The organism is Streptomyces sp. NPDC002825 (genome assembly GCF_040295385.1).
GTDB lineage: Bacteria > Actinomycetota > Actinomycetes > Streptomycetales > Streptomycetaceae > Streptomyces.
This window is the reverse complement of sequence record NZ_JBEOVH010000001.1, coordinates 23340-35842: the sequence shown is the minus strand read 5'-3', so window position 1 is coordinate 35842 and position 12503 is coordinate 23340. Positions and strand designations below refer to the sequence as shown.

Annotated in this window: 9 protein-coding genes; 3 read left to right on the top strand and 6 right to left on the bottom strand. The window is 68.9% G+C overall.

The genetic code is table 11. The annotated features are described in order from the left end of the window. The first annotated feature begins 154 nt into the window (after window positions 1–154). A complete protein-coding gene (locus ABT041_RS00175) occupies window positions 155–1597 on the top strand; it encodes a CCA tRNA nucleotidyltransferase (protein ID WP_351176448.1) in 1443 nt (480 codons plus the stop codon). Between the two features lie 87 nt (window positions 1598–1684). On the opposite strand, the gene ABT041_RS00170 is transcribed toward ABT041_RS00175, so the two are convergent. The 3 genes from ABT041_RS00170 to ABT041_RS00160 form a co-directional block, all read right to left on the bottom strand. After that, a complete protein-coding gene (locus ABT041_RS00170; RefSeq protein WP_351176445.1) occupies window positions 1685–2944 on the bottom strand; it encodes an MFS transporter in 1260 nt (419 codons plus the stop codon). A gap of 75 nt (window positions 2945–3019) precedes the next feature. Continuing rightward, entirely contained in the window at window positions 3020–4102 is a 1083-nt protein-coding gene (locus ABT041_RS00165; RefSeq protein WP_351176442.1) for an inositol-3-phosphate synthase, read from the bottom strand. 48 nt (window positions 4103–4150) lie between these two features. Continuing rightward, window positions 4151–4831, bottom strand: coding sequence for a PadR family transcriptional regulator (locus tag ABT041_RS00160; RefSeq protein WP_351176439.1), 681 nt, complete (start codon window positions 4829–4831; stop codon window positions 4151–4153). 371 nt (window positions 4832–5202) lie between these two features. Here ABT041_RS00160 and ABT041_RS00155 point away from each other — a divergent pair, with 371 nt between their 5' ends. Next, complete coding sequence (locus tag ABT041_RS00155) at window positions 5203–7932, top strand: transglycosylase domain-containing protein (RefSeq protein WP_351176436.1); 2730 nt, start codon at window positions 5203–5205, stop codon at window positions 7930–7932. 112 nt (window positions 7933–8044) lie between these two features. Then, window positions 8045–9565 carry a glycosyltransferase family 87 protein gene (locus tag ABT041_RS00150; protein WP_351176433.1) on the top strand — a complete coding sequence of 507 codons (1521 nt, stop codon included), beginning with the start codon at window positions 8045–8047 and terminating at the stop codon, window positions 9563–9565. A 72-nt stretch (window positions 9566–9637) separates the two neighbouring features. Here ABT041_RS00150 and ABT041_RS00145 read toward each other — a convergent pair whose 3' ends face one another. The 3 genes from ABT041_RS00145 to ABT041_RS00135 all read right to left on the bottom strand — a co-directional run bounded on the left by ABT041_RS00145 (window position 9638) and on the right by ABT041_RS00135 (window position 12295). After that, complete coding sequence (locus ABT041_RS00145) at window positions 9638–10669, bottom strand: alanine racemase (RefSeq protein WP_351176430.1); 1032 nt, start codon at window positions 10667–10669, stop codon at window positions 9638–9640. A gap of 73 nt (window positions 10670–10742) precedes the next feature. Then, complete coding sequence (locus ABT041_RS00140; RefSeq protein WP_351176427.1) at window positions 10743–11861, bottom strand: lipid II:glycine glycyltransferase FemX; 1119 nt, start codon at window positions 11859–11861, stop codon at window positions 10743–10745. Window positions 11862–11980: 119 nt separating this feature from the next. Further along, on the bottom strand, window positions 11981–12295 hold the full coding sequence (locus ABT041_RS00135; protein WP_041130195.1) for a hypothetical protein: 315 nt from the start codon (window positions 12293–12295) through the stop codon (window positions 11981–11983). Window positions 12296–12503: the final 208 nt, after the last annotated feature.

The window sequence follows — 12503 nt, the reverse complement described above, 5'->3', positions numbered from 1 at the left end:
GTCCTCGTCGTTGTCTGTGGTGCCAGTGGTGTCGGTGGTTCCCGGTTGCTGTGTCCAGGCATGGTAACGATGCACGCTGGGGGCAAGTGCCGGGGACTGCTCCAGCCGAAAACGGGAACGCCGCGGTGAGCCGGGGCACGTACCCTTTTCTGTTGTGCCGAACGCCAACGAAGACACCCCGACTGCACTGAGCCAGGTGCAACGCCGCGCGGTCAGTGAACTACTCCGTGTGTCCCCTGTCGCCGACGACCTCGCCCGCCGTTTCCAGGAGGCCGGGTTCAGCCTCGCGCTGGTCGGCGGCTCGGTGCGGGACGCGCTGCTCGGCCGGCTCGGCAACGACCTGGACTTCACCACCGACGCCCGCCCCGAGGACGTACTGAAGATCGTCCGTCCGTGGGCCGACGCCGTGTGGGAGGTCGGCATCGCCTTCGGGACCGTCGGCTCGCAGAAGGACGGCTACCAGATCGAGGTCACCACGTACCGCTCGGAGGCGTACGACCGGACCTCACGGAAGCCCGAGGTCTCCTACGGCGACTCCATCGACGAGGACCTCGTCCGGCGTGACTTCACCGTCAACGCCATGGCCGTGGCACTCCCCGAGAAGGAGTTCATCGACCCGTACGGCGGTCTCGAGGATCTGTCCGCCAGGGTCCTGCGTACCCCGGGTACGCCGGAGGAGTCCTTCTCCGACGATCCTCTGCGCATGATGCGGGCCGCGCGGTTCGCCGCACAGCTGGACTTCGAGGTCGCTCCCGAGGTCGTCACGGCCATGAAGGAGATGTCCGGCCGGATCGAGATCGTCTCGGCCGAGCGTGTCCGTGAGGAGCTCAACAAGCTGCTGCTCTCGGCGCACCCCCGGAAGGGCCTCGGACTCCTCGTGGACACCGGCCTCGCCGAGCACGTGCTGCCCGAGCTGCCCGCGCTGCGCCTGGAGAGCGACGAGCACCACCGGCACAAGGACGTCTACGAGCATTCGCTGACCGTGCTCGACCAGGCGATCGACCTGGAGGAGGACGGGCCCGACCTGGTGCTGCGCCTCGCCGCGCTGCTCCATGACATCGGCAAGCCGCGCACGCGCCGCTTCGAGAAGGACGGCCGGGTCTCCTTCCACCACCACGAGGTGGTCGGCGCGAAGATGACCAAGAAGCGCATGGCCGCGCTCAAGTACTCCAACGAGTTGATCAAGGACGTCTCACGTCTCGTGGAGCTACACCTGCGCTTCCACGGTTACGGGGACGGCGAGTGGACCGACTCGGCCGTGCGGCGCTACGTCCGCGACGCCGGGCCGCTGCTCTCGCGGCTGCACAAGCTGACCCGCTCGGACTGCACCACGCGGAACAAGCGCAAGGCGGCAGCGCTCTCCCGGACCTACGACGGCCTTGAGGTCCGCATCGCTCAGCTCCAGGAGCAGGAGGAGCTGGACGCGATCCGCCCGGACCTCGACGGCAACCAGATCCAGGAGATCCTGGGCATCGGACCGGGGCCGGCCATCGGCCAGGCGTACAAGTTCCTGCTTGAGCTCCGGCTGGAGAACGGGCCGATGGAGTACGACGAGGCCGTTGCCGCGCTCAAGGAGTGGTGGGCAGCGCGCGACTGAGTCGAGCAGACGCCCGGACGGGCCGATGTTTCACGTGAAACACCGACCCGGTCGACGCTCTGGAGGGGTGGTGTTTCACGTGAAACATCACCCCTCCTGGCGTTCCCGGTGGAGAGCCACAGCGAGCCCCGCGTAGATCACGGCCACCAGTACGACCAGCAGGGGCGAGCGGCCGTCGGGCGGCAGCATCAAGGCCGCGACGCCCGCAGCGCCCACGAAGGCGACGTTGAACAGCACGTCGTAGAGCGAGAAGACCCGGCCTCGATAGGAGTCGTCCACGGTCGTCTGGACCACCGTGTCCGTCGCGATCTTGGCTCCCTGGGTGATGAGCCCGAGGAGGAAGGCGGCGACGAGGAAGGGCGTCGGGGCGAAGGGCAGGCCGAGCGCGGGTACGAGGGCGGCGGCCGCGGCCGTGCACACCGTCATCCACCCGAAGGGGCCGAAGCGTCCCACCGCCCAGGGGGAGAGGAGGGCTGCCGCGAAGAAGCCGGCGCCCGAGGCGGCGACGGCGATCCCCAGCAGCCCGAGGCCCTCGGACTCCGTGGAGCTCCAGGTGTAGCGGCAGAGCATGAGCACGGTGACGAGCAGGGCGCCGTAACAGAAGCGCATGAGGGCCACCGCCGTGAGCGCCCGGGCGGCGGGGCGTCGCTCGGCGAGGTGCCGCAGGCCCGCGGCCAGCCCGTGGGCGGTGGACTTCAGGGTTGAGATGAGGGGCTGCGGCGTGAGGTCGGCGTCGGGGCCGAGGAGCTCCCGGGACATCCGCAGCGAGGCGAGGGCGGCACAGAGGTACAGGAGGGCGCCGAAGGCGACGACGACCGCGTCGGAGTCGTCGGCGATGAGCCGGACACCGAAGGCGAGACCACCACCGACGGTCGCGGCCAGGGTGCCCGCCGTGGGCGAGAGCGAGTTCGCCAGGACGAGCCGCTCCTCGTCCACGACACGGGGGAGGGAGGCGGAGAGCCCCGCCAGGACGAACCGGTTGACGGCGGTGACGGAGAGGGCGGAGGCGTAGAAGAGCCAGTCTGGTACGGAGGCGAGGACGAGGGCGGCGGTCCCGCAGGCGAGCAGCGCGCGCAGGAGGTTCCCGTACAGGAAGACCTGGCGGCGCTGCCAGCGGTCGAGGAGCACCCCGGCGAAGGGCCCGACGAGGGAGTACGGGAGCAGGAGCACCGCCATGGCGGAGGCGATCGCGGCGGGGGAGGTCTGTTTCTCGGGCGAGAAGACGACGTACGTGGCGAGGGCCACCTGGTAGACGCCGTCGGCGCACTGGGAGAGCAGCCGGACGGCGAGCAGACGGCGGAAGTTCGTCAGGCGCAGGAGTACGCGCAGATCACGTACGACGGACATGGCAGCAAGACTCACATACGAAGAGGGCCCCCGGGCACTGGCTCGGGGACCCTCGATCGACAAGCGTGCGGCGCTTTAGCGCTCGACCTCACCCTTGATGAACTTCTCGACGTTGGCCAGGGCCTCGTCGTCGAAGTACTGGACCGGCGGGGACTTCATGAAGTAGCTCGACGCGGAGAGGATCGGGCCACCGATGCCCCGGTCCTTGGCGATCTTCGCGGCGCGCAGGGCGTCGATGATGACACCGGCGGAGTTCGGGGAGTCCCACACCTCGAGCTTGTACTCGAGGTTCAGCGGGACGTCACCGAAGGCACGGCCCTCGAGGCGGACGTACGCCCACTTGCGGTCGTCCAGCCAGGCGACGTAGTCCGACGGGCCGATGTGGACGTTCTTCTCGCCCAGCTCGCGGTCCGGGATCTGCGAGGTGACGGCCTGCGTCTTGGAGATCTTCTTGGACTCCAGGCGGTCGCGCTCGAGCATGTTCTTGAAGTCCATGTTGCCGCCGACGTTGAGCTGCATCGTGCGCTCAAGACGGACACCACGGTCCTCGAACAGCTTCGCCATCACGCGGTGCGTGATGGTGGCGCCGACCTGCGACTTGATGTCGTCGCCGACGATCGGGACGCCCGCCTCGGTGAACTTGTCCGCCCACTCCTTGGTGCCGGCGATGAAGACCGGAAGGGCGTTGACGAAGGCGACCTTGGCGTCGATGGCGCACTGGGCGTAGAACTTCGCCGCGTCCTCGGAGCCGACGGGCAGGTAGCAGACGAGAACGTCGACCTGGCGGTCCTTGAGGATCTGGACGACGTCGACCGGCTCCTCGGCGGACTCCTCGATGGTCAGGCGGTAGTACTTGCCGAGACCGTCGAGCGTGTGACCGCGCTGGACCGTGACGCCCTTGTTCGGGACGTCGCAGATCTTGATGGTGTTGTTCTCGCTGGCGCCGATGGCGTCGGAGAGGTCGAGGCCGACCTTCTTCGCGTCGACGTCGAAGGCGGCGACGAACTCGACGTCACCGACGTGGTAGTCGCCGAACTGGACGTGCATCAGGCCGGGCACCTTGGTCGCCGGGTCGGCGTCCTTGTAGTACTCGACGCCCTGGACCAGCGAGGCGGCGCAGTTGCCCACGCCGACGATGGCTACGCGAACCGAACCCATTCCGGTTGCTCCCTGTGTGATCGTGGAAGCCCTGCGATGCGCAGGGTTTCACTTGGCGGTGTCGTCGGACGGATCCGGCCGGGTACTGCCCCCGTGCCGGGGCAGGCCGCCCGTCTCTCCAGAATCGTTGTCGTGCAGAGCGGGGGCGTCGGAGCCGGATCGCTGATCCCGCCCTGCCCGCTCGCTCTCGATGAGCTCGTTCAGCCAGCGCACTTCGCGCTCCACGGACTCCATACCGTGGCGCTGCAGCTCAAGCGTGTAGTCGTCCAGGCGCTCGCGAGTCCGGGCCAGGGAGGCGCGCATCTTCTCCAGGCGCTCCTCCAGCCGGCTGCGGCGGCCCTCGAGCACGCGCATCCGCACCTCGCGCTCGGTCTGCCCGAAGAAGGCGAAGCGCGCCGCGAAGTGCTCGTCCTCCCAGGCGTCCGGGCCGGTGTGGGAGAGGAGCTCCTCGAAGTGCTCCTTACCTGCCGGGGTCAACCGGTAGACGATCTTGGCCCGGCGCCCTGCGAGTGAAGCGGCGAGGGCCTCCTCGGGGGCGCTGCCCGGCTCCTCGATCAACCAGCCGTTGGCGACCAGCGTCTTGAGGCAGGGGTACAGCGTTCCGTAGCTGAAGGCCCGGAAGACGCCCAGCGAGGTGTTGAGGCGCTTCCGCAGCTCGTACCCGTGCATGGGGGCCTCGCGCAGCAGGCCGAGGACGGCGAACTCGAGGATGCCGGAGCGTCTGCTCATCCGTCGCCTCCTCCTCCGCCTTCGGGGCCCTTATGCCGTGCTGATGTATCGACTCGATACATCAGCACGATAGAACGACCACCCTGTCCCGACAAGCGGGCCCGCAGTGACCGGCGTCACATCGTCAATTCACAGCGTTCGACTTGCCTGATTTGGGGTGAAGTCCGGCTGTAGGTGGGTTTTGGCCGTGCGTAGTCTGTGCGGCATGCAGACCACCGGGAACCGAGCGATGCCCTGGGGCGTCAGTGCTGCGGGTGACCGGCTGCGGTACGGGGGGACCTCCGATGGGTTCCCGCCGTGCGCATTTCGGGGGGACCGGAACTCAACTGCCGCTTCCAGGCGTACGCGCCTGCCCGAGGAGTAGTCGTTCGATGAGCGAGCATCGTCGCAAAATGCCGCCGCAGCAGCCGCCGACGGGCGGTCGCGCGGCGGCACGGCGCGCTGCCCAGCAGCCGGGCCGCAGGTCGGCCCCGGCCCATGACGTCGGTATGGGGGCCCCTTCGGCCTCGTACGGTCCTCCCTCCTCCCCTGGGGAGGAGCAGCGTCCCTACGGCGGGCGCGCGGAGGCCCGCCGGGCGGCCCAGCGCGGCAGTCGCCGCAGGGGCGCGGATGCGGGCCCCGGCGGCCCCGGCGGTCCCGGTGGGGGTCGGCGCGGCGGTGGTGGTGGCGGCGGTCGCGGCAGTGGTCCGGGGCGGGGCTCGGGCGGTCGCCCGCCGGGCAAGAAGCGGATCATCGACTACCCGCGTCACAACAAGTACGGCTGGCGTCGCTGGATGCCGTCGTGGAAGCTCGTGTCGGGCACCTTCCTGTTCTGCGTGGCGAGCCTGATGGGCGCTGCCTACATCGCGTACTCGCAGGTGGAGATCCCGGACCCGGCGAAGACGGCGACCTCGCAGAACAACATCTACTACTGGGCCGACAAGAGCCGGATGGTCGCGACGGGCAGTGGCACCAACCGCCAGATCGTGGGCATCGACCAGATCCCCGAGTCCATGCAGAACGCGGTGATCTCGGCGGAGAACAAGACCTTCCGGGACGACTCCGGTATCGACCCGATGGGTATCGCCCGCGCCGTGTGGAACATGGCCAAGGGCGGCGAGACCCAGGGTGGCTCGACGATCACCCAGCAGTACGTGAAGAACAACCGCCTGGACGACCAGTCGCAGACCGTCACCCGGAAGGTGAAGGAACTCTTCATCTCCATGAAGGTCGGCAACGAGGTGGGCAAGCCCGCGATCATGGCGGGCTATCTGAACACCTCGTACTACGGACGGGGCGCCTACGGCATTCAGGCAGCGGCCCGTGCCTACTTCAACGTGGACGCCAAGGACCTGAACCCCAGCCAGTCGGCTCTGCTCGCCGCGGTACTGAAGGGTGCGACGTACTACGACCCCGCCGGCTACCCCGAGATCGACCCCCGGGCCTCGGCCAAGGCGAACACCGAGCGGGCCACCAAGCGGTGGAGCTGGATCCTCGACGAGATGCAGAAGGACGGCCACATCTCGGCCGAGGAGCGGGCGAAGTACACCAAGTTCCCCAAGGTGGAGAAGCAGCGGAAGGGTGCCAATCTGAGCGGTCAGATCGGCTATCTGGTCTCCACCGCCAATGTGAACATGCAGAACCAGTTCGGCATCACCGAACAGCAGCTGGAGCGCGGCGGCTACCAGATCTACACCACCTTCGACAAGCCGAAGGTGGACAAGCTGGCGGCCGTGATCAACAAGAAGATCAAGGACAACATCGACCCGAAGAAGCGCCCGGACACGGACACGCACGTCCAGTTCGGCGGCGCCTCCGTCGACACGGCGACCGGGAAGATCGTCGCCATCTACGGTGGCGTCGACGCCACCAAGCACTTCCGGAGCAACGCCGACACCACCGGTGCCCAGGTCGGATCGACGTTCAAGCCCTTCGTGCTGGCCGCCGCGATGAAGGACGGCGTCCGGGACAAGAGGTTCGGTCCGGACCAGGACGCGTCCGAGCGCAAGATCCTTGACCCGGACAAGAGCCTGTACAACGGCAAGGACGACCTGACGATCCGTAAGTACAACGGGGACGTCTGGCTCGACGACAAGGGCGAGGAGTGGCGTCAGAGCAACGACGAGAACGCCAGCTACGGCCCCATCTCCCTGCGCTACGCCATGATCAAGTCCGCCAACTCGCCGTATGTGCAGCTCGGCATGGACGTCGGTATCGACAAGGTCCGTGACGCAGCCGTGGCCGCCGGACTCCGCAGGGACTCCCTCGTCACGGGCGAGGTGCCCTCCTTCTCCCTCGGTGTCTCCAGCCCCAGTGCCATTCGCATGGCGGGCGCGTACTCCACCTTCGCGAACAAGGGTGTGCAGAACGACCCGTACTCCGTCGAGAAGGTGGTGAGGAACGGCGAGACCATCCACCAGCACAAGGCCCAGCCCAAGGTGGCCTTCAGCCCCGCCATCGCCAACAACGTCACCGACGTGCTGCGGTCGGTCGTCGACGACGACCGGGGTACCGGTCGCAAGGCGCGGATCCCGGGCCGCGCGGTGGCCGGCAAGACCGGTACGACCGACGACAACAAGTCGGCCTGGTTCGTGGGCTACACGGCGCAGCTGGCGACCGCGATCGACATGTACCGCTTCGACGACGACGAGACGAAGGAGGGGCGCGAGTTCCTGAAGATGTACGGCACGGGTGACCAGCCGACGATCCACGGTTCGTCGTTCCCCTCCCAGATCTGGCGGGAGTACATGACGGATGCCGTGAAGGACATGGCGGTCGTGGACTTCCCCAAGCCGGAGAAGCTGGAGGGCGCCGTGCCCGTCTTCGGTGGTGGCGCCGCGAGCCCGACGCCGACGCCGACGGCCACCCCGACGCCCACCGAGTCGGCGATGCCGACGACGACTCCCCCGGCCACCCCGACGACGACTCCCACCGGGAAGCCGACGAGGACGCCGAAGCCGGGCAAGACGACCTGTGACGTCTGGGACTGGAGCTGCAGCACCACCGGCGGCACCACCGGGCAGCCGACCACAGCGCCGGCGACCACCACGGCACCGGCGCCGACCGACTCGCCGACGGACACCACCGGCGGGAACGGCAAACCCGGCGGGACCTTCCCCTGATCCCTTCAGGGATGACGTTTCGAGGGCCGCCGCGTCCGCTCCGTACTTTCCGTACGGGCCGGCCGCGGCGGCCCTCGCCGTTTTCCCAGGGACGTACGGCAGGATGTCCCCCATGCCGAGCCTCCAGAAGTCGAGCGCGCCGCAGGACCGCTCGCAGACGGTCATCCCCACCCACCGGGACAAGGTGGCCGCCGCGGGCAGCGAACTGATCGGTGGCCCCTACGGCCGCCGGGCGGCCGCCGGCACCGGGCAGCTGACGCCGGTGCGGGTGATCGTGCTCGTGGCCCTCGGCATGTACGCCCTCGGCATGGTGCAGAAACTGCCCTGCTACAACTGGGCCTGGTTCCAGGGCACGACCTCCCAGTACACGCACGCGTGCTACTCGGACATCCCGCACCTCTTCGCCGGGCGGGGCTTCGCGGACGGCCTGATCCCGTACTTCGACCGGCTGGGCGGCGACATACCGTTTCTGGAGTACCCGGTCCTGACCGGTCTCTTCATGGAGGTCGCGGCCTGGCTGACGCCGGGCGGCGGCGAGATGAGGCAGCAGGAGCAGGCGTACTGGCTGGTCAACGCCGGCCTGCTGATGGTCTGCGCGGCCGTCCTGGCGGTCTGTGTGACCCGGACGCACCGGCTGCGTCCCTGGGACGGTCTGCTGGTCGCGCTCGCGCCCTCGGTCGCGCTCACCGCCACGATCAACTGGGACATACTGGCCGTCGCGCTGACCGCCGCCGCCGTTCTGATGTGGTCGCGGGGCCGGCCGCTGGCCTTCGGGATTCTGCTGGGCCTCGCCACCGCCGCGAAGTTCTACCCGATACTGCTCCTCTGCCCGCTGCTGCTGCTCTGCTGGCGTGCCGGGAAGTGGCGGGCGTACGGGGCGGCGGTGCTCGGCGCGTGCGGCGCGTGGCTGGTGGTGAACCTGCCCGTGATGCTGCTCGCGCCGGAGGGGTGGAAGCAGTTCTACCTCTTCAGCCGGGACCGGAACGTCGACTTCGGCTCGATCTGGCTGCTGATCAGCCAGCGGACCGGTGACGTGATCACGCCGGGGCGGGCGAACCTGTACGCGCTGCTGCTGATGGGGGCGGCGGTGGCCGGACTCGCGTTCCTGACGTTGACGGCGCCCCGCAGGCCCCGCTTCGCCCAGCTGGCCTTCCTGATCGTCGCCGCGTTCGTACTGACCAACAAGGTGTACTCGCCGCAGTACGTCCTGTGGCTGGTCCCGCTCGCCGCGCTCGCCCGGCCCCGCTGGCGCGACTTCCTGGTCTGGCAGGGCTGCGAGGTCATGTACTTCGTCGGCATCTGGATGTACCTGGCCTTCACCACCAGCGGCAACAAGCAGGGCCTTCCGGTGGACGGCTACCAGTTCGCGATCGTCCTCCACCTGCTCGGCACGCTGTACCTGTGCGCGATGGTCGTACGGGACATCCTGGCGCCCGAGAAGGACCCGGTCCGGCAGGACGGCGCGGACGACCCCTCGGGCGGCGTCCTGGACGGCGCCGAGGACGTCTTCGCGGCGGGCAGGGCAGCCCATCCGGCCCGGCACGCCGCCCCGGCCGTGGAGGAGGGCCGGCGGGTGCGCTGGGGCACCGCGGACGAGCCCGGCCACCCGTGGGGCGCGCCCGAGACCGACTGACCGAGAAAGCACTCACCCCCGGGAGCGGGACTCCCGGGGGTGAGTGCTTTCTCGCGTGCTCTCTCGGTCGGCTCAGCGCTCGACGAGCCGGTCGAACTGCGTCGTGGTGTGGCGCAGATGCGCCACGAGTTCGTCGCCCACGCGGGGCTCCTGGGCGTCGGCCGGCACGAACAGGATCGACACCTGCATGTGCGGCGGCTCGGCGAACCAGCGCTGCTTCCCGGCCCAGACGAAGGGCGAGAGGTTGCGGTTGACGGTGGCGAGGCCCGCGCGCGCGACGCCCTTGGCGCGCGGCATGACGCCGTGCATCGCCTTCGGGGCCTCCAGGCCCACGCCGTGCGAGGTGCCGCCGGCGACGACGACCAGCCAGCCGTCCGAGGCGGCCTTCTGCTGGCGGTAGCCGAACCGGTCGCCCTTGGCGACCCGGGTCACGTCGAGGACGGCGCCCCGGTACTCCGTGGCGTCGTGGTCGCCCAGCCACAGCCGGGTGCCGATGCGGGCGCGGAAGCGGGTCTGCGGGAACTGCTGCTGGAGCCGGGCCTGCTCCTCGGCCCGCAGGTGGCTGACGAACATGGTGTGCAGCGGCAGCCGGGCGTTCCGCAGGCGGTCCATCCAGGTGATGACCTCCTCGACCGCGTCGGTGCCGTCCGGGCGGTCCAGGGGCAGGTGGAGGGCGAAGCCCTCCAGGCGGACGTCCTCGATGGCGGCGTGGAGCTGCTGGAGCTCCTCCTCGCGCACGCCGTGGCGCTTCATCGAGCTCATGCACTCGATCACGACGCGGGCGCCCACCAGGGCGTGGACGCCGTCCACGGACGACACGGAACGGATCACCCGGTCGGGCAGCGGAACCGGTTCCTCACCCCGGCGGAAGGGGGTGAGGACCAGCAGGTCGCCACCGAACCAGTCCTTGATCTTCGCGGCCTCGTACGTGGTGCCGACGGCGAGCATGTCGGCGCCGAACCGGGCCGCCTCGTCCGCGAGGCGCTCGTGGCCGAAGCCGTACCCGTTGCCCTTGCACACCGGGATGAGACCGGGGAACTGGTCGATCACGGTCTTCTGGTGCGCCCGCCAGCGAGCGGTGTCGACGTAGAGGGAGAGCGCCATGGCCGGCCCGGAACCTTTCTGACGGCAGCGGTGAATCAAAGGTGTGTACGAGACTACGAAGCCTACGGAACGGTCAGCGGCGCGACATGTAGATGTCGAGCGCCTTGTGCAGCAGCTTGTTCAGCGGGAAGTCCCACTCGCCGACGTACTCGACGGCCTCGCCGCCCGTGCCCACCTTGAACTGGATGAGGCCGAACAGGTGGTCCGTCTCGTCGAGCGAGTCCGAGATGCCCCGCAGGTCGTAGACGGTGGCGCCCATGGCGTACGCGTCGCGCAGCATCCGCCACTGCATCGCGTTCGAGGGCCGGACCTCGCGGCCGATGTTGTCGGAGGCGCCGTAGGAGTACCAGACGTGCCCGCCGACCACGAGCATGGTCGCGGCGGAGAGGTTCACCCCGTTGTGGCGGGCGAAGTAGAGCCGCATGCGGTTGGGGTCCTCGTTGTTGAGGACGGTCCACATGCGCTGGAAGTACGAGAGCGGGCGCGGCCGGAAGTGGTCGCGGACGGCCGTGATCTCGTACAGCCGCTGCCACTCGGCCAGGTCCTCGTAGCCGCCCTGGACGACCTCGACACCGGCCTTCTCGGCCTTCTTGATGTTGCGGCGCCACAGCTGGTTGAAGCCCTTGAGGACGTCGTCGAGCGAGCGGTTCGCGAGCGGGACCTGGAAGACGTAGCGGGGCTGCACGTCGCCGAAGCCGGCGCCGCCGTCCTCGCCCTGCTGCCAGCCCATCTTCCGCAGCCGGTCCGCGACCTCGAAGGCGCGCGGCTCGATGTGGGTGGCCTCGATGTCCTTGAGGCGCTTGACGTCCGGGTCCTGGATGCCGGCCTTGATGGCGGTGGAGTCCCAGCGGCGGATGACCACCGGCGGGCCCATCTTCACCGAGAAGGCGCCCTGGTGCTTGAGGTGCGCCAGCATCGGCTGCAGCCAGTCGTCCAGGTTCGGCGCGTACCAGTTGATGACCGGGCCCTCGGGCAGGTACGCGAGGTAGCGCTTGATCTTCGGGAGCTGGCGGTACAGCACCAGGCCGGCGCCGACGAGCTCGCCGGACTTGTCGAACCAGCCGAGGTTCTCCGAGCGCCACTCGGTCTTCACATCAGCCCATGCCGGGACCTGGCAGTGACTCGCGGCGGGCTGGCTCTGGATGAATGCCAGATGCTGCTCACGGCTGATGGTCCTCAGGGTCAGGCTCATGCGGGGCGCTCCTCGGCAGGTGTGTCCCCATCGGTCAGGGGCTCCGGCTCTCGCGCCGAAGCCTACTGTGACCTTGGAGCGCCCCGAATGGGTGTGTGTGCACCGACGTGCCGCCGGGCTCAGCTGATGACGCCGCCGAAGAGGCCTCCGTGCGCCATTCCGAGGTAGAAGCCGACCGCGGAGGCGCCCAGTCCGAGGATCATCAGGAAGCGCTCGCGGGTCGTCACGGAGATGAACTGGCCGTAGGCGCCCGTCAGGATGCCGATCAGGCCTGACCACGAACTCAGCAGGTGCAGGTTGTAGAACTGCGCGGTGGTGAACGAGACGATCCCCAGCACCAGGGTCACCACCATCAGGGTGTCCTGGAGCGGATGGGGTTTGCCGTCGGTCGCGAAGAGAGAGTGGCCGGGGTCGGGTCGCATTGCCTGTGCCATGGGGCACCTCCTGGCGTGGCTGCCGGAAGGCGGCGCATCGTAGCGCCGCCGACATCCGTTGTGTACAGATTGCGTCCCCTTCCCGGAGGATTTCAACCGCAAGCCGATGTGCGGGTACTCTGTACAGCTGCGCCGGTGTCTGCCCAGGTCCCTCCGGGATCCCCGACAGCGCTCCTCGCTCGCCGAGGGGGACTGTCAGTGGTGGCGG